Raw genomic sequence first — 16,381 nt, 5'->3', positions numbered from 1 at the left:
CGGATCAGGGTGTCAGGGTGTCGCGGGCCTCCATGAGGGCGAACCCGAGCAGGTTGAGGCCCTGCCAGCGCTCCGGGTCGGCGGCTGCCGGGTCGTCGCGGGTCAGGCCGATGCCCCAGACGCGGTCCAGGGGGCTGGCCTCGACGAGGACGCGCTGCCCGGTGCCGAGCAGGTAGGCGCGCAGGCGTCGTCCTGGCCGAACTTGGCCAGGTTGCCTGCCACCACGATTGCGAATCGGTGTTCGTCCCACACCCGCTGGTCGAACCCCGCGACCTTGCCGCCGAGAGCCTTGGCCGCATGCGGGTGCGGCGCCGCGAGGATGCGCTCGGCGATCGCGTCGTCGCCGAACAGCCGCGCCTTGCGCCACATCATGTAGTGCTCAGCGGTGGCGAACTCCCGCCCGTCGGCCGCGAACGGGGCCGGCCACCACTGGCTCAGGCAGCCGGCGCCGACGCTGCCGTCGCGTTCCGGCTGGTGGCCCCAGAAGAAGAGGAACTTGGCACGCTCTCCCCGCGCCCGCGCCCGCGCCGCGGTGAGATCGGCGGCGCTCCGGATCGATGACTGCATGGGCGTCAGTCTGACCGATCGCGGGGAACGGTGCGCAACGTGCAACTACTTTGGGTGAGGTTGAGCATTGCTCAAAACGGGCGGACACGCATCACTGCGACAGAACCGCAACCGCCTCCACCTCGGTCTGAGCGATCATGGGCGGCGTCGGCCGGATGCACCCTAATCCCTACTGACTTTGGGGGATATTCCAGGGGAAACGCTATTTGGAATTACGCTCAGTGTTTATCACGATCAGGTAACGGGGTGGCGGGCGAGTAAGCGGTCAACTTAGCGTCGGGTCTCGACGAAAGGAGTGGTTATGGTGAATGCCATCGCCTCATTCGGGGACCGTATTCTGTCGCTCGTCATTCCGCAGAGCGAGGTCCGCGCGGATGACACCTGTACCTGGAAGCGCCGCTGCAAGCGGTGTGCCCTCTACACCGGGGCGCGCTGGGAGCGGCAGCTCTGCTGCACCAGCCAGGACGGGTCGTACTGCAACCCGTGGGAGGACTACACGGGCTGCATCAACCTCGCTACCTGCTGATATCCGGCTCTGAAGCGGGGGCGCTGCGGTCCTGCCGGAATCGGGACCGCAGCGCTGGAGGAGCCGTGTAATGCTGCAGGTCACTCTGGCTTTCATAGTTGCGGGAGTGTTTCTCGCCGCGGTCGCCGGCAAGGCCCGGCACCGGTCCGCGCTGGGCGACGTCGCGGACGTGGCGAGACAGTTGAATCTCCCGGACACCATTTCTCGGCACGCCGGAAAATTGCTTCTGGCGGGCGAGTTCTGTGCCGCTGTTCTTATTGTCGTTCCGCCGTTCTCACCGTTGGGCGCGGCCCTTGCCGTGGTGCTGCTCGCCGGCATGGCGTGGGGGATCCAGCGCATTCGTACGGCGGGTACCGGCGCGACCTGCCGGTGCTTCGGCGGCAGCGCGACGGAATTGCGTGCGCGTCACGTCGTACGCAATCTGGCTCTTGCCCTTGCCGCAACGGCCGTGCTCGCGCTGCGGCTCGCGCAAGGCCCGCCCCACCTCGCGTTTCCGCAGTGGGCGCTGGCGTTCGCTGCCGCGTCGGTGGCGACGCTCGCTGTCGTCCACCTCGACGATCTGATCTTCCTGTTCGGTCCCTCGAAGGTCCCGCAAAGACCCGTACCCAAGGGCAGTGATTCATGAGCATCGCCATCGTGCTTTCCCTGGCGGCACTGGCCGTCGCCCTCGTCGGCCTCGCGGTCGCGTTCGCCACCGCGGCCCGGCTGCGCACCGCGATCGAGAGTGGCGGACTGGCGGGCATGAAAGCGCCGCAGCCGCAACTTCCCACGGCCGACTCGGTGATCGGTGACTTCGAGATCGAGACGCTCGACGGCCGCACGATCTCGCAGCGCGACCTCCACGTCGACCAGCAGCTGATCGGCTTCTTCTCGGTCGGGTGCGCGCCCTGCAGCGAGGACCTGCCCAACTTCCTGGCCCTCGAGGACAAGGTCGTCGGCGACCTGCCCAAGCCGATCGCCGTGATCAACGGTGAGCCGGACGAGGCCCGCGAGTACGCCAAGGCCTTCCCGGACGCGTTCGCCGTGGTCATCGAGCCCGACTCGGAGGCGGCCGGCACGCTCTCCGCCGCCGTCGGGGTCAAGGCGTTCCCGACCTATCTGCTCGCCGAGCACGGCCGGGTCGGCATGTCCGCCGTCCGGATCAAGGGCATCGCCGCGTGACGACGGCACTGTGGGCGGCGTCGATCGGCGCCGCCCTCGTGCTGGTGGGACTCCGCACCACCCTGCTGGCCGCCACCGTGAGCGGGCAGAGCATGCAGCCGACGCTCGCGCCCGGCGACCGCATCCTGGTGCTGCGCCGCTGGCTGGCCCGCCGCCCGCGCCGCGACGACGTCGTGGTGGTCCGGATGGCCGTGCCGACCCGCGCCGGCATGGCCCGCCGGCTCATGGTGAAGCGGATCGGCGGCGCGCACGGCGACCGGCCGGTCTTCTTCGACCAGATGCTGCTGCTCGGCCCGCGCGAGATCTTCGTGGTCGGCGACAACCCCGAGCAGAGCTTCGACTCCCGCGACTTCGGCACGCTGACGCTCGACGACGTGGTGGGCACCATGCTCTGCCGGCTGCCGCGAGGCTCGCATGCGGCTGGGTGACGCCGCCCGCGGCTTCCGCCTGGTCTGGCGCGCCGCGCCCTGGCCGAGCACGCTGGTCGCCGTCATCGCGATCGGGTCGGCCCTGGTGCCGGTGGCCGCCGCGTGGTGCATGCGGGTGCTGTTCGACCTGCTCGCCGAACCCGGCCCGCGGCCGCTCGCCGACTTCCTGCTCCCGATCGCCGGGGTGGCGGTCTGCGCGCTGAGCGACGCGGGCCTCGGCGCGGTCCAGCAGCTCTGTTCGCTGCAGATCGTGCGGCGGGTCCGCGAGTACACCCAGGACCAGCTGTTCGCCGCGGTCGACGCGGTGCCCTGGCTCGACCAGCTGGAACGTCCCGGCTTCCAGGACGGCCTGAAGCTCGCCGAACAGGCCGCCGACCGCGCGTCGCGACAGCTTCTCACCGGCGGCATCACGCTGGTCCGCAGCACCCTGCAGGGCGCGGGCTGGCTGTTCAGCGCGTACCTTCTCTGGCCCCCGATGGTCCTGCTCCTGGCCCTGGTCACGATCCCGTTCGTGTGGGTCGGCCACCGGCAGGCCAAACGGCAGGCGGCGCTCGACGAGGAACTCGTGCCGACCGGGCGGCGGCGGCACTTCTTCCGCAGCCTGCTGATCGACCCGCGCGCGGCCAAGGAGACCAGGCTGTTCCAGCTCGGTGGTTTCCTGCGCCAACGGGTACGCGAGATCCTGCGCGCCGAGGGCCACGCCGAGATCTCGGTCGCCCGGATCGTGGCCCGGGCTGACGTGGTGCTCGCCGCGGTCAGCGCCGGGTGTGCCGCGCTGGCGACGCTCGCCTTCGTCAACACCGCGATGTCACGCGGCCTGTCGGTCGGCGACTTCTCGCTGTTCCTGGCTGCGGCGGCCGGCACGCAGATCGCGATCACGGCGGCGGCCGCGCACTACACGGAGGTGGCGTCGGCGGTCCTGCTGATGCGGCATTACTTCGCCTTCCTCGGTCCGGATCCCCTTCCAGCCTCGTTCGATTTGAGCCGAAATATCATGATCAGCGGCGGCATCGAGTTGCGTGACGTCTGGTTCCGTTACGCCGACGACGGACCGTGGGTGCTCTCCGGCGTCAGCCTGGTCATCCCGCCCGGCACGAAGGCCGGGCTGGCCGGCCGCAACGGCGCCGGCAAGAGCACCCTGGTCAAGCTGCTCTGCCGCCTCTACGAGCCGACCCGCGGCACGATCCTGTTCGACGGCGTGGACGCGCGCGAACTCCCCCCGGCCGAGATCCGCCGCCGGATCACCGCCGTCTTCCAGGACTTCATGAGCTACGACCTGACCGTCGCCGAGAACATCGCGATCGGCGACATCTCGCGGCGCGACGACCGGGACGCGCTGCGCCGGGCCGCCGAGATGGCCGGGCTCGGCCCCGAGATCGAGGCGCTGCCCGGCGGTTACGACACCCTGCTCAGCAAGACGTTCATGCCCGAGGACGAGGGGTCAGCGGTCAGCCTGCTCTCCGGCGGGCAGTGGCAGCGGCTGGCGATCGCCCGCGCCCTGCTGCGCGAGGACGCCGCGGTGGCCATCCTGGACGAGCCCAACTCGGGGCTGGACGCGATCGCCCAGCATCGCCTGCGGGAGACGATCCACTCGGTCGGCGCGAACAAGACGATGATCCTGATCTCGCACCATCTCGGTTCGCTTCGCGACCTCGACAAGATCTTCGTCCTGGACGGGGGCAAGCTGACCGAGCAGGGCACGCACGAGACTTTGGTCCAGAAGGGCCAGGTGTACGCGACGCTGTTCGCGCTGCAGGCCTCGGCGTACACCGGACTTTAGTACGGCCCGGATCTCCTACTCCGCTCCGATGAGCCCGGCCTTTTTCATCGGGACCATCGAGGCATGAAGATTTTCCTGATCCGGGCCGGGCTCCTGGGACTGGCCGCCGTCCCGGTGGTGGCCGGCAGCCTGCGCCTCTCGGAGATGTCCGGCGGCGCGGCGGTCCTGCCGGACGGCGACCGGGTCATGTCGTCACCGATCGCGCTGGTGACGCACATCGTCACGGTGACGGTCTTCGGGGTGCTGGGTGCGTTCCAGTTCGGGGGGCGGCATCGCTGTCATCGGTACACCGGGCGGGTTCTGGTGCCGTGCGGGTTGCTCGCGGCGTGGAGCGGGCTGTGGCTCACGGTGTTCCTGCCGCGCACTTCGCTGGACAGCGACGTTCTTCTCACCGCCCGCTTCCTGGTGGCTGGCTGGATGACGGTCGCGCTGGTCCTCGGCTTCGTTAGAGTGCTGCGGCGAGACTTCAAGGGGCACCGGGCATGGATGATCCGGGGTTATGCGATCGGGATGGGTGCGGGGACGCAGGCGTTCACGGCGGTCTTCAGCTCGGGCACCGCTTCGGGCCGGGCCGCCACGATGATCGCGGCGTGGCTGATCAACGTCGCGATCGCCGAGCTGATCATCCGCCGGGCTTCGCAGCGGAGGTCAGTACAGCGCCCTCGCGTGCAGTTTCGTGACCGCTCGGCGGGCGGCCTCGATCGCTCCGTGTTGCCAGGCGTCCATGTTGCTCAGCCAATCTCCGGCGAACAGGACGCGGCCCGCCGGGTCGACCAGCGGCTTGAAGATCGGCGACTGGGGTGAGTCGGTGCGGACGTGCCAGGCGGATTCCAGGTGCGGGACCCTGCTCCAGGCGACCGAGAACGAGGAGTCGAGCTCGGTGCGGTACTTCGCGCCGTAGATGCGCTCGCCCAGGGCCACGGCCGTGGACTCGCGTTCGGCCGGGGGCATCGCCGCGTAGCGCTCGGCGACGTCGGCGAAGTGGTAGTAGCCGATCAGGACGCCTCGGGTGCCGTGGTAGCCGTACGACGGGTGCCAGACGGTGAACAGCTCGGAGTCGGTCGTGGTGATGCCGCCGTAGACGCGGTGGTCGGTCTCCCACCAGCGGGACCGGTACTCCAGTCCGATCTTCCCGGCGGAGAACGGCTGGATGGCCGACAGTGCGGCGGTCACGTCGGCGCCCAGGTTGTGGGTGAGGCCGGTGAGCAGGTGTGGTGGCATCGCGGCGATCGCGTAGTCGGTGGTCAGGCTGCGGCTGCGGCCGGCCGCGTCGGTGTAGACGACGGTGACGCCGGTCGAGGTTTGGGTGAGCGAGGTGACCCGGCAGCCCAGCTTGATCTTCTGCGGGCCGATCGCGCGGGTCAGCGCCCGCGGCAGCATGTCCATGCCACCGACCGGCTGGAACATCAGCATCGCCTGGTCGAACTCGAACTCGAAGGAGAAGTGCCGCCCGACGCCGGAGGCGAACACCTCGGACACCGTCGGCACGCCGCCCAGCACCTCACCGGGGACGCCTGCCTCGCCGGGCCAGGTCGTGAAGCCGCGGCGGCTCGACCCCGTGTACTTCAGATTGTCGCCGAGCGCGCCGAAGTCGGTGAGGAACTCCGTCAGCCGCTCACGGTCCTCGGCGGTGAGTTCGGCGTCGAGGGCGCCCTGGTTGGTGGCCTTGGCCAGCAGCTCGCTCACGTAGCCGTACGTGTCGGCCTTGGCGGTGCGGAACCGCACCGGCTTCCCGGGCGGCATCGAGCTGTGGTGGATGTAGGCGTCCGCGTTGCTGTTCGTGAAGACCTCGATGGGTACGCCCAACTCGCGGCAGTAGTCGAGGGTCACCATCCACTGGGCGATCCGGGCCGCTCCGGCGTTCATGTACTGGCCCCTGCTGAACCGGGCCCGCTGGTGGAAGCCGTTCAGCTCGGTGAGCTGGTCGCCGCCGCGGATCGTCAGGTTGCGCCCACCGGGGCGGTCGCGCGGTTCCAGGACGGTGACGCGGTACCCGGCCTTGCCCAGCTCGTACGCGCTCACCAGGCCCGCGACACCGGCGCCGAGCACGACGACCGAACCGGCGGTGCGGCCCTTGAGGTGGTAGTCCGAGGCCTTCGGCGGCTCGAAGTCCGGTGCGGCCACGGCGGCGGGCGCCAGTCCCAGCGCGCCCATGGTGGCGAACATCGTCCCGGCGCCACCGGTGACGCCGACCGCGCGCAGGAAGTCACGCCGGCTCAGCATGCTCATATCCCGGGAAGATATCTCTCCCGGTCGATTCAGGCGACCATCGCCCTGATCAGGTCGGTGAACACCTCCCGCAGCTCCTGCTCGCCGGCCGAGGCCAGGGGCTCGACACCGATCGTGTTGCGCAACAGCACGATGCCCAGCGCCGTGGCGAGCACCACCTGCCCGCGCAGCAGCGCGGCCTCGTCCGGCTCGGCAGCGCCCGCCAGCTTCCTGCTTATCGCCCGCAGCACCGACCGGCGCAGTTCGTCGATCCGCGCGTCTCCCGACGAACGGACGAGTAGGAGGAGTGCGTCGTGTGTCCGGCCGTCACCGGAGGCCCCGGCGAGGCGGCGGGCCATCACCTCGGCGATGTCGCGGTGCTCGACCTGCTCGGTGGCGCGGTCGACGTCGGTGACGGCCATGCCCAGGCAGGCCTCGAACAGGCCCTCTTTCGAGGTGAAGTAGCGGTTGATCAGCGCGACGTTGACGCCGGCCTCGTCGGCGATGTCCCGCACCGTTGTGGCGGCATAGCCGTGTCGCGCGAACCGGGCGCGGGCCACGTCGAGCAGGGCCTGGCGGGTCTGCGCGGCGTTACGCCGGCGGGGCTGGTCGGTCACGCTCCGATTCTAGCTGTGATGTAAGCAACCGTTTACTTGGGCCGATCCTGGCCGATACTAAGTCAGCAATCGTTTACTTCGAGCCTCGGGGATCTCTGTGTCAACTCAGCACAAGCCGGCCGGTGGCACCTCGGTGGTGCTCTACCTGGCACTCGGCGGCCTGGCCTTCGCGGTGCTCCAGTCGCTGGTGTCACCCGCTCTGTCCACCATCGGCCACGACCTGAACGTGTCGACCGCCGACGTCAGCTGGATCGTCACCGCGTACCTGTTGTCCGCCTCGGTCCTGACGCCCATCCTCGGGCGGCTCGGCGACATGGCCGGCAAACGGCGCGTACTGATCGGTGTGCTCGCCGTCCTCGCGGCCGGAACGGTCGTCTCCGCCCTGGCGACGAACCTGACCGTGCTGATCGCCGGCCGGGTGCTGCAGGGCGCCGCGGGCGCGATCATGCCGCTGTCGATCGGCATCATCCGCGACGAGCTGCCCCGCGAGCGTGTCGCCACCACGGTCGGCCTGATCTCGGCCATCTTCGGTGTCGGCGCCGGTATCGGCATCGTCGCGGCCGGCCCGATCGTCGAACACCTCTCCTGGCACTGGCTGTTCTGGTTGCCGCTCGCGCTGGTTCTCATCGCTCTCGCCGGCGCGATTTTCGGGATGAAAGAATCACCCATTCGTACGCCGGGCAAGCTCGACGTCCTCGGGGCCACCATCCTTTCGGTGTCGCTGGTGGCACTGCTGCTGGCGATCAGCAAGGGCCAGGCGTGGGGCTGGTCCGAGCCGAAGACGCTCGGCCTGCTCGCCGCCGGTGTGGCCGGAGCCGTCGCGTTCGTCCTGGTCGAGCTGCGGGTCAAGGAGCCGCTGATCGACATGAAGCTGATGCGGATCCGCGGCGTGTGGGCCACCGACCTGGTCGCCCTGATGCTGGGCTTCGCGATGTTCGGCACGTTCCTGCTGGTGCCGACGCTGCTCCAGCTCCCGGCCGCCACCGGGTACGGCTTCGGCAAGTCGGTGTCGCAGGCGGGCCTGTTCCTGCTGCCCACCGTCGCGATGATGGTGGTCTGCGGACCGCTCGCCGGCATCCTCAACCGCCGGTACGGCCCGAAGGTCCCGCTGTTCCTCGGATCCGTGCTGGTCATCGCCGCGTTCGCGCTGCCCGCCGTCGCGCACGGCCAGATCTGGCAGGTGCTCGCCTCCGGCATCCTCACCGGCGCCGGCATCGGCTTCGCCTTCGCGGCGATGTCCAACGCCATCATCGAGAGCGTCCCGGCGAAGCAGACCGGCGAGGCCACCAGCGTCAACGCCATCGCCCGGACCATCGGCAGCAGCATCGGCACGGCGGTCGTCGCGGCCGTGATCACGTCCAACTCCACCCCGCAGGGCCTGCCCACCGACGCCGCCTTCAACGACGGCTTCTGGGTCTGCGCCGGGGTGGCGGTCCTGGCCGTGGTCGCGTCACTGGCGCTGCCGTCGGCACACCGCCGTCACGAGCAGGCGGTCGAGGCGGGCGTCGGCGACCTGCCGCCGGAGCCGGAGGAACTGCACCTCGTGCACCGCTGATTCCTCACCCTTCGGCGGCGGCCAGCTCCGCGATCCGGGTCCAGGCCGGGGACGAGACGGCGGCGGTCGCGGCGGCCAGGCGCGTGATGGCGGGGTCCGGCAGCGGGCCGGACTCCACATCCGAGCCTCGGGCGGCGTACCAGTCGCGGGTCCGGGCGGCCAGGCCGGGCAGCCGCGGGTCGTCGGGTGACCAGTCGAAGGCCGCGTCGTAGTCGGCGTAGAGGACGCGGAACGCGGGGTCGGCGATCGCGGCGAGCTTGTCGGTGATCCAGGCGGCCGCCTGGGCGGGTGCCACGGCCTGGAGCAGGATCCAGAGCTCACGTTCCATTCCGACGGTGCGCTCGCTGATGCCCAGGTCGCGGAGCTGGTCCAGGTAGCCGGCCACCTCGGCGGAGACGAACAGGCGGTCGCCGCCCCGCAGCGCGGCTATCCGCTCGCGGGTCTGTTCGATCTCCGCCAGGCGGGCCCGCAGCGCGCTGTCGATCTCGTCGATCGCGGTGGCGAACTGCTCCGGGCCCGCCGCGAGCAGGGACCTGACGCGGGCCAGGGGAACACCCGCCTGGACCAGGGTACGGATCTTCACGAGCCGGGTGGCGTGCGCGGCGTTGTAGCGGCGATAGCCCGAGGCGTCCCGCGGCGGCTCGGGCAGCAGGCCACGATCGTGGTAGACGCGGACGGCCTTGACGGTCACCCCCGCGTACGAGGCGAGCTGGCCGATGGTCAGCAGGTGCCGACCCCCGGCCGTCGACTCGGTCATGGTTCGCATGGTGTCAGACGCGGCGGGTCATGCGGCCACCGGCGCAGCGGTACGCGGCACCTCCGTGGTACGACACCAGATAGTGCGACGGAACGGCGTCGAGCGGCAGCGCCTCCGGGGCGAACAGGTCCTTGCCGACCGGCACGTACCGGGTCGGCGGCGAGGAGAACGAGCCACCCACGAAACCGGTGAAGATCCGCTCCTGGGAGGCGTCCGCCGGCTCGTAGAACACCCGCTCCTCCAGGGCGTCGCCATCGACCCGGACCTCGACGCGGAGCTGGTTGGAGCGGTAGGTGCCCGCGTACGGCCGGAGGTCGGCGGGCGTGCGCTCGTAGGACGGCGTGGCGACCCCACCGGCGAGTTCGTGGAGCAGCTCGTCGTGCAGCTCCAGGGCACGGGGATCGTTGCCGTAGGCGGCGAGCACCAGGTCGTCGTCGGGCATCACCGCCAGGACGGCGACGCCGCCCGGTGACGCTCCGGACATGGTCAGGACGGTCCGCCCGTTGAGGGTCCGGACCAGCCAGCCCAGGCCGACGGGTGACGCGTTCGGCGTACCCAAGTCGTATTTGACGGAGCGCATGAGCGCGACCGGCGCAGAGGGATCGAGATGCAGGCGGCCGAAAGCCAGCAGATCGGTGACCGTGCCGATCGGTGTCGCGCCCGCCGGCCCCCACGTCTCCGGCAGCATGAACATGCTGGTCGGCCGCACCTCGCCGGTCGCGGGATCGGGAAAGTGACCGATCGCCGTGGGTCGCAGAAGGGCCTCCGCGGCCGAGGTGCACGAATTGGTCATGCCGGCACCGGTGAAGAGATTCACGAGCAGATCAGCGTACGGAAGACCGGTCACGACCTCGAGAAGGCGACCGGCGACGATCATGCCGCCGTTGGAGTAACTGACGTACTCCCCGGGCTCGAAGAGCATGCCGCACTCGCGGCCCAGACGATCGACGTAGGTCGCGAGGGCCCCGGGTCCGCAGGCGTCCGGGAAGAACAGGTCGGCGTCGATCCCACTGGTGTGCGTGAGCAGGTGCTCCACCCGGATCTCACCGGAGAGCCGGAACTCGGGCAGCAGGTCCACGACCCGCGCGTTCAGGTCGATGCCGTGCCGCAGCACCAACGTGGTCGTCATGATCTTGGTGATGGACCCGAAGAGGAAACCGGTGTCGGGGCGCATCGGCGCACCGGTGGTGATGTTGGCCAGGCCGTGCGCGACGACGGACTGTTCCCCGGCGCGGTGGAGACCGGCGACGAACCCGGGAACCCCGGTCGTCTCACAGAAGGCGGCAACTCGCTGAGCGATGTCGTTCATGCCGTCGATCGTCAAACCCTGCCCCTGGGGCAAGGTCAAGCCCTCCTAGGCTGGAAACCATGAGCAGAATTCTGGTGACCGGGTCCACGGACGGCCTCGGCCGGGCGGCGGCGGACTCGCTGCTCACCCTCGGCCACGACGTGGTGGTGCACGCCCGCAACCCTTCGCGCGCGACGGCGCTCGACCCGCTCGCCGACCGCGGCGCCCGCGTCGTGGTGGCCGACTTCGCCCGGCGCGACGAGGTCGAGCACCTCGCCGCGGAACTTCCCGAACCGTTCGACGCCGTCATCCACAACGCCGGCGTCTACACCGGCCCGGACATCATGCCGGTGAACGTGATCGCCCCGTACCTGCTCACCGCCCTGATGCCGCTCCCCCAGCGACTGGTCTATCTGAGCAGCGGCTCGCACTACAGCGGCCGGCCGAAACCGTCCGGCGTCGTGGGCTCCTATGCCGACAGCAAGCTCTTCGTGACCACGCTCGCGGCGGCGGTGGCCCGGCTCTACCCCGACGTGCTGAGCAACGCCGTGGACCCGGGCTGGGTGCCGACGAAGATGGGCGGGCCGGGCGCACCGGACGATCTCGAACTCGGCCACCGGACACAGGAGTGGCTGGTGACGAGTGAGGAGCCGCGGGCGCTGGTCAGCGGCGCGTACTGGTACCACCAGCAGATGCGGGCACCCCACGAGGCGGTCAACGACGAGGAGTTCCAGGAGCGTTTGCTGCGAACCCTGGCCGAGGAGACCGGCGTATCGCTGCCGTGAACACGCTGCCGGGCGCGGCCTGCGGGAGGCCACGCCCGGCAGGTTCACTCGTCAGACGGGGCGGGCGTGGAAGTACTCAGAAAGGGAGTTGGCGCAGTCCGCCAGGCGGATGCGGACGTCGCCCACCGAATACGGGCTCAGCCGCAGGCAGGACGGGCCCCACGGTGTCTCGTTGGCCAGCACCTGGGAGCCCGGCGCCCCGCCCTCCCAGGTCCACACCTGGCGCCCGTCCGTCGCGTTGCAGGCCAGTAGGAGGACGTCCAGCGAGCCCCAGACCGCGTGCACGCACAGTCCTTCGCTCTGTTTGCTGAAGATGATGGAGCCGTCGTCGCGCACTGTCATGTTCCAGCGGGCGGCCGTGGTGCCGCACGAGCCCTGGCGGATGTAGTTGGCTATGCCGGTCGAGACCATGCACCGGTTGGTGCCGTCGTTGACGATCTCGACTCGCAGGACGGTGTCGGCCTGTGCCGGGCCGGCCACGGCCACCGCGCCGCCGACGGCCATGACCATGCTCGCGAGCACGGCTGCCATTCTGCGGAATCTCATCTCGTTCCCCGCTTTCGTTGTAGGTTCAAGCACCCTCCACCGGCGGCGGCGCGGCGGGACAGCATCCCGGACGAATCCGGATGCGGCGACAGGTGTCCTGATGCGGACATTCGCCGAGGTCGGAACTCCGTACCCTCGGGCGCATGTCTCTCGAGGCGCCGCCCGACATCGGTGCGGCGGGAAGCGTCGACGATGTGGTCGACGGGTTGCGGCGGTTGAAGATCTGGGCGGGTGACCCGTCGTACGAAGCGATCAAGGAGCGGGTCAACGCGGCCCTGCCGCGGCCCGAGCTGGTCGGCAAGAACACCGTGGCGGACTGTTTCCGGCCCGGGCGGCGGCGGCTCAATCCGGAGCTGGTCGTGGCGATCGTGCGGGCGCTGCACGCGGACGTCGGGTACGCCGCGCAGTGGCGCCAGACGCTCCGGGTGATCGCAGGGCAGGCCGACGCGGCCACGCAGGTACGCGTCCAGGACGGCTTGCCGCAGGACCTGCCCGGGTTCACCGGCCGCGCCGCCGAGTTGGGCCGGCTGCGCGCGGATCTGCGACGCGGTGCCGCCGACGGTGCCCCGGTGGTGATCTCCGCGATCGCCGGGATGGCCGGTGTGGGCAAGACACGGCTCGCGGTACGCGCCGCCCACCTGCTCGACCGGGAGCAGTCGTTCGACCGGATCCTGTTCGTGAACCTGCGCGGCTTCCACCCGGACCCGGCACAGCCGCCGGCGCAGCCCGCCGCCGTGCTCGACGGCTTCCTGCGCCTGCTCGGCGTGCCCGGCCAGCGGATACCGCACGGCCTGCGGGCCCGCGCCGCCGCCTTCCGCGAGCACCTCGCGGGCACCCGTACGCTCATCGTGCTGGACAACGCGGCGGACGCCGACCAGGTCCGGCCGCTGCTGCCCGGCACGGCCGGGTGCCCGGTCCTCGTGACCAGCCGGCGTGACCTGCGCGGACTCCACGGCGCGCGGCATCTCACCGTCGGCGTCTTCGGCCCGGACGAGGCGGCGGAGCTGCTCGCCCGCGCCGCGCCCGGCGTACCCATGGGTGGTGATCCTGATGCCCTCGGCCGGATAGCGGCCCGGTGTGGCCGCCTGCCGCTGGCGCTCGGGCTGGTCGCGGCGCACCTCCGCGACCGTCCGGGATGGACGCTGACCGACCACGCCGACCGGCTCGACGAACGGCACCGCGACCGGCATCTGGATCCGGGCGTGCATCTCGCGCTGGATCTGTCCTACCAGCGGCTGGCGGACGGGTCGCGGCGCCTGCTGCGGCTGGTGGGGCTGCATCCCGGGCAGGACTTCGACGCTCACGCCGCCGCCGCGCTGACCGGTGCCGGAGTGGCACGCGCCCGGGACACGCTGCGTGACCTGACGCGCGATCACCTGGTCCAGCAGGTGGGCCCGGACCGCTGGACGCTGCACGACCTGGTCCGCGCGCACGCCGGGCTGCGTGCCGCCGACGAGGAGCCGCCGGCCGGGCGGCGCGCCGCGCTGGGGCGCCTCTTCGACTTCTATCTCGCGACGGCCGCCGCAGCGGTGAACCTGCTGTATCCCGCGGAGTCCGACCGGCTGCCCCGGCTGCCCTCCCCCGGTACCCCGCTGCCGGACACCGCCACGCCGGAAGCCGCCCGCGCGTGGCTTGATCTGGAGCACTCCACGCTGCTCGGCGTCTCCGGGTACACCGCCGGCAACGGGCTACCGGCGCACACGGTGAACCTGTCCAGGATCATGTTCCGGCACCTCTCCGGCGGGCACCTGACCGATTCGCTGGCGATACACGGCAACGCCGTCCGCGCCGCCCGCCGCGCCGGTGACCCGGCCGGGGAGGCACGCGCTCTCGAGTGCCTGGGTGTCAGCGCCATGCGGCAGGGCCGGCTCGGTGAGGCCGCCGAGCACATCGGGCGGGCGATCGAGCTGTACCGGCGGTGCGGCGATCGGACGGGTGAGGCGGTGGCGCTCAACGCGCTCGCCGAGGCCGAGGTCCGGATGGACCGCTTCGCCACGGCCGCGGTCCGCCTGCGCCGGGCGCTGCGTTACTTCCGCGGCACCGGGCGGCGTCTCGACGAGGCCAACGTGCTGGACAGTCTCGGCAAGCTCTACCTGCGCAAGGGCGACACCGCACGGGCCGCCCCGCACTACCTGCGAGCTTTGGCGATCTTTCGGGAGATCGACGATCCCGAGGGTACGGCGTGCGCACTCACCGGGCTCGGCGACATCGCCAACGCCGTCGGGCAGTCCGGCCGGGCCGTCGTGCGTTTCGACGAGGCGCTGCGGGCCGCCGCGCGGATCGGCAACCGTTTCCGGCTCGCGCACGCCCACGCCGGCCTCGGTCACGCGCATCGTGCTCTCGCCCGCCCCGCCGACGCGCGCCGGCACTTCCGGCGTGCCCTGACGCTCTACACCGACCTGGGCATGCCCGAGGCCGATCAGATCGAGATGGTTCTTGGACAGGTACGTTGACCGCGGCGCGGCGAGGGCATACGCCTGAACCCATGCGGCTCGACTCGGTTGAGATCAAGGTGACGTTGTCGTCGGAGCACGTGGAGGCCGCCGTCGCGGAGTTCGGGCTGGGCCCGGACGGCCGCCGGTGGCAGATCTACTTCTGTGAGGACGTGGTGCGGGGCAACTCGCCGGCCACGCCGCTGCTGGACGCCGGGGTGGTGCTGCGCGCCCGTCACCGGGGTGGCGACAAGGCGGATGCCACGGTGAAGCTGCGGCCGGCCCGCCGGTCCCAGCTGTCGCCGGAGTGGCTGCAGATGCGGGAGGGCGACGACTGGGAGTTCAAGGTGGAGGCCGACTGGGCCGGTGACCGCCGGGTGCTCGCCGCCTCGATCACGGCGGACCGGACCGCCACCCGGCTCGACGAGGTCCGTGCCGGCCAGGCATCGCTGTCCCGGCTGTTCCACGACGATCAGCGGCGCTTCCTGGACAGCAACTCCCCTGTCCGGATAAATCTGGACATGCTGACGCTGCTGCCGCCGGTCGCCGCCGTACGCTGGCCGGAGTTCGAGGCCGAACCCAAGCTGAGCCTGCGCGCCGAGCGATGGACCGTCGACGACCTCGACTTTTTGGAGCTGTCCGCCGTCGCCGACCCGGAGGACGCCCCCGCCCGCCAGACCGCCCTGCACCGGTTCGTCGCCGCGCACGGGTTCCCGGCCGATCCCGGCGGCGAGAGCAAGACGAGCCGCGTCGTCGGGCACCTCGTGGCGGTCAGCGCACGGCTCCCAATTGCTTGACGTGCTTGAGGACCGGCGCTGACTCGATGCGCTCGACGCCCTCCAGCGTGCCGATCCGCTCGGTCAGGTAGCGGTAGAACGCCGGCATGTCCGGGCAGACCGCGGTCACCTGCACGTTGGTCGGGCCGGTGGTCGCCGCCGCGAAGACCACCTCGTCGTGCCCGCGCAGCAGCTCACCGACCGCGGCGACCCGGGACGGCGCGACGGAGAGCCAGAGCAGCACGGCGGCGCGGAAGCCGTACACCTCCGGCGTTATCTCGACGTCGGTGTAGAGCGAGCCGGAGCCGAACAGCTCCTGCACGCGGCGGCGGGCGGTGGACTCGGGCCAGCCCGTGGCGGCGGCAAGGTCGGTGAAGGTGCGCCGGCCGTCCCAGGAGAGCGCCTCGATGAGCGGCGCGTCGGCCTCGGTGAGGTGCGCGGCGCCCGGCCCGGCCGGCCACTGCGGGGTGAGGGCCTGTTTCTGGGCGTCGGTCAGGGCGTCGTCGCGGCGGTCCGGTCCGACCGCGCCGCCGACATATTGATGGATCACACAGTGCGCGCTCACCGCGACGAGGCGCGGCGTGCGCGGGAGTTTCTGCAGCAGGAGCGCCTCACGGTCAGCAGTTGCCGGAATGCGTACGCCACACGCGATCTCGGTTCCGCCGGAGGTGATCGACACCCATCCGGTGTCCGGCCGGCGCGCCAGAGCGGCCGCGATCGACGCCGCCGCGTCAGGTGCCGCGCGGAGGCGGAGCATCCAGGACTCGTACCCGAGCTCTATGGGGTTGGGAAGACCGACCACCCGCAGGCCCGCCGCCTCGCGCAACCGGCGATAACGCCGGGCGACCGTCTGATCGGAGACGCCGAGGACCGCACCGATCTCCCGGAAACCGGCCCGTCCGTTGATCCGGAGCGCGTGTGTCACCTGCCTGTCGAGGTCGTCGATTTCCATCTC

Annotated in this window: 15 protein-coding genes and 2 pseudogenes; 10 read left to right on the top strand and 7 right to left on the bottom strand. The window is 70.8% G+C overall.

Annotation, left to right across the window (positions count from 1 at the left end):
• Positions 1-4: 4 nt before the first annotated feature.
• A pseudogene (locus AB0M02_RS24560) lies at positions 5-567 on the bottom strand (NADAR family protein).
• A 301-nt stretch (positions 568-868) separates the two neighbouring features.
• Between AB0M02_RS24560 and AB0M02_RS24555 the strand changes: the two are divergent.
• The 6 genes and pseudogenes from AB0M02_RS24555 to AB0M02_RS24530 form a co-directional block, all read left to right on the top strand.
• Positions 869-1,093, top strand: a complete 225-nt coding sequence (locus tag AB0M02_RS24555; RefSeq protein ID WP_364230382.1) for a hypothetical protein — start codon at positions 869-871, stop codon at positions 1,091-1,093.
• A 70-nt stretch (positions 1,094-1,163) separates the two neighbouring features.
• Complete coding sequence (locus tag AB0M02_RS24550) at positions 1,164-1,718, top strand: MauE/DoxX family redox-associated membrane protein (protein ID WP_364230381.1); 555 nt, start codon at positions 1,164-1,166, stop codon at positions 1,716-1,718.
• Positions 1,715-2,254 carry a TlpA disulfide reductase family protein gene (locus AB0M02_RS24545; RefSeq protein ID WP_364230378.1) on the top strand — a complete coding sequence of 180 codons (540 nt, stop codon included), beginning with the start codon at positions 1,715-1,717 and terminating at the stop codon, positions 2,252-2,254. Before AB0M02_RS24550 ends, AB0M02_RS24545 begins: the two co-directional genes overlap by 4 nt.
• Positions 2,251-2,682, top strand: a complete 432-nt coding sequence (locus tag AB0M02_RS24540) for a S26 family signal peptidase (RefSeq protein ID WP_364230376.1) — start codon at positions 2,251-2,253, stop codon at positions 2,680-2,682. Before AB0M02_RS24545 ends, AB0M02_RS24540 begins: the two co-directional genes overlap by 4 nt.
• Positions 2,669-4,462, top strand: coding sequence for an ABC transporter ATP-binding protein (locus AB0M02_RS24535; protein ID WP_364230374.1), 1,794 nt, complete (start codon positions 2,669-2,671; stop codon positions 4,460-4,462). The genes AB0M02_RS24540 and AB0M02_RS24535 overlap by 14 nt, the downstream gene beginning before the upstream one ends.
• A gap of 63 nt (positions 4,463-4,525) precedes the next feature.
• Positions 4,526-5,077 (top strand): annotated as a pseudogene (locus AB0M02_RS24530) (DUF2306 domain-containing protein); the annotation flags it as partial.
• Between the two features lie 33 nt (positions 5,078-5,110).
• Here AB0M02_RS24530 and AB0M02_RS24525 read toward each other — a convergent pair.
• Positions 5,111-6,691 carry a flavin monoamine oxidase family protein gene (locus tag AB0M02_RS24525; protein ID WP_364230372.1) on the bottom strand — a complete coding sequence of 527 codons (1,581 nt, stop codon included), beginning with the start codon at positions 6,689-6,691 and terminating at the stop codon, positions 5,111-5,113.
• A 29-nt stretch (positions 6,692-6,720) separates the two neighbouring features.
• A complete protein-coding gene (locus AB0M02_RS24520) occupies positions 6,721-7,287 on the bottom strand; it encodes a TetR family transcriptional regulator (protein ID WP_364230369.1) in 567 nt (188 codons plus the stop codon).
• Positions 7,288-7,384: 97 nt separating this feature from the next.
• Between AB0M02_RS24520 and AB0M02_RS24515 the strand changes: the two genes are divergently transcribed.
• Positions 7,385-8,842 (top strand): MFS transporter, encoded by a 1,458-nt coding sequence (locus AB0M02_RS24515; RefSeq protein ID WP_364230366.1) that lies wholly within the window; start codon positions 7,385-7,387, stop codon positions 8,840-8,842.
• A gap of 4 nt (positions 8,843-8,846) precedes the next feature.
• On the opposite strand, the gene AB0M02_RS24510 is transcribed toward AB0M02_RS24515, so the two are convergent.
• Entirely contained in the window at positions 8,847-9,599 is a 753-nt protein-coding gene (locus AB0M02_RS24510) for a MerR family transcriptional regulator (RefSeq protein WP_364230364.1), read from the bottom strand.
• A 13-nt stretch (positions 9,600-9,612) separates the two neighbouring features.
• Complete coding sequence (locus tag AB0M02_RS24505) at positions 9,613-10,908, bottom strand: serine hydrolase domain-containing protein (protein ID WP_364230361.1); 1,296 nt, start codon at positions 10,906-10,908, stop codon at positions 9,613-9,615.
• A 59-nt stretch (positions 10,909-10,967) separates the two neighbouring features.
• Between AB0M02_RS24505 and AB0M02_RS24500 the strand changes: the two genes are divergently transcribed.
• Positions 10,968-11,672: an SDR family NAD(P)-dependent oxidoreductase gene (locus AB0M02_RS24500; RefSeq protein ID WP_364230359.1), complete on the top strand. Its 705-nt coding sequence runs from the start codon at positions 10,968-10,970 to the stop codon at positions 11,670-11,672.
• Positions 11,673-11,723: 51 nt separating this feature from the next.
• On the opposite strand, the gene AB0M02_RS24495 is transcribed toward AB0M02_RS24500, so the two are convergent.
• Positions 11,724-12,203: a hypothetical protein gene (locus tag AB0M02_RS24495; protein WP_364230357.1), complete on the bottom strand. Its 480-nt coding sequence runs from the start codon at positions 12,201-12,203 to the stop codon at positions 11,724-11,726.
• Positions 12,204-12,361: 158 nt separating this feature from the next.
• Here AB0M02_RS24495 and AB0M02_RS24490 point away from each other — a divergent pair, with 158 nt between their 5' ends.
• Both AB0M02_RS24490 and AB0M02_RS24485 read left to right on the top strand, forming a co-directional pair.
• Entirely contained in the window at positions 12,362-14,671 is a 2,310-nt protein-coding gene (locus AB0M02_RS24490; RefSeq protein WP_364230355.1) for a tetratricopeptide repeat protein, read from the top strand.
• Positions 14,672-14,703: 32 nt separating this feature from the next.
• Positions 14,704-15,447 (top strand): hypothetical protein, encoded by a 744-nt coding sequence (locus tag AB0M02_RS24485; protein ID WP_364230352.1) that lies wholly within the window; start codon positions 14,704-14,706, stop codon positions 15,445-15,447.
• On the opposite strand, the gene AB0M02_RS24480 is transcribed toward AB0M02_RS24485, so the two are convergent.
• Positions 15,422-16,378: an AsnC family transcriptional regulator gene (locus tag AB0M02_RS24480; RefSeq protein WP_364230349.1), complete on the bottom strand. Its 957-nt coding sequence runs from the start codon at positions 16,376-16,378 to the stop codon at positions 15,422-15,424. The two genes, AB0M02_RS24485 and AB0M02_RS24480, sit on opposite strands and share 26 nt — an antisense overlap.
• Between the last annotated feature and the right edge of the window lie 3 nt (positions 16,379-16,381).

The sequence above is a fragment of the Actinoplanes sp. NPDC051861 genome, assembly GCF_040681145.1.
Classification (GTDB): domain Bacteria; phylum Actinomycetota; class Actinomycetes; order Mycobacteriales; family Micromonosporaceae; genus Actinoplanes.
The sequence above is the reverse complement of the archived record's forward strand: the minus strand, read 5'-3'. Positions and strand labels throughout refer to the sequence as shown.

Excerpts from the sequence above, each read along its gene's own strand:
- AB0M02_RS24510 (WP_364230364.1), bottom strand. The coding sequence starts at position 9,599 with ATGACCGAGTCGACGGCCGGGGGTCGGCACCTGCTGACCATCGGCCAG.
- AB0M02_RS24485 (WP_364230352.1), top strand. The coding sequence starts at position 14,704 with ATGCGGCTCGACTCGGTTGAGATCAAGGTGACGTTGTCGTCGGAGCAC.
- AB0M02_RS24555 (WP_364230382.1), top strand. The coding sequence starts at position 869 with ATGGTGAATGCCATCGCCTCATTCGGGGACCGTATTCTGTCGCTCGTC.
- AB0M02_RS24550 (WP_364230381.1), top strand. The coding sequence starts at position 1,164 with ATGCTGCAGGTCACTCTGGCTTTCATAGTTGCGGGAGTGTTTCTCGCC.
- AB0M02_RS24525 (WP_364230372.1), bottom strand. The coding sequence starts at position 6,691 with ATGAGCATGCTGAGCCGGCGTGACTTCCTGCGCGCGGTCGGCGTCACC.
- AB0M02_RS24490 (WP_364230355.1), top strand. The coding sequence starts at position 12,362 with ATGTCTCTCGAGGCGCCGCCCGACATCGGTGCGGCGGGAAGCGTCGAC.
- AB0M02_RS24480 (WP_364230349.1), bottom strand. The coding sequence starts at position 16,378 with ATGGAAATCGACGACCTCGACAGGCAGGTGACACACGCGCTCCGGATC.
- AB0M02_RS24535 (WP_364230374.1), top strand. The coding sequence starts at position 2,669 with ATGCGGCTGGGTGACGCCGCCCGCGGCTTCCGCCTGGTCTGGCGCGCC.
- AB0M02_RS24495 (WP_364230357.1), bottom strand. The coding sequence starts at position 12,203 with ATGGCAGCCGTGCTCGCGAGCATGGTCATGGCCGTCGGCGGCGCGGTG.
- AB0M02_RS24500 (WP_364230359.1), top strand. The coding sequence starts at position 10,968 with ATGAGCAGAATTCTGGTGACCGGGTCCACGGACGGCCTCGGCCGGGCG.
- AB0M02_RS24505 (WP_364230361.1), bottom strand. The coding sequence starts at position 10,908 with ATGAACGACATCGCTCAGCGAGTTGCCGCCTTCTGTGAGACGACCGGG.
- AB0M02_RS24545 (WP_364230378.1), top strand. The coding sequence starts at position 1,715 with ATGAGCATCGCCATCGTGCTTTCCCTGGCGGCACTGGCCGTCGCCCTC.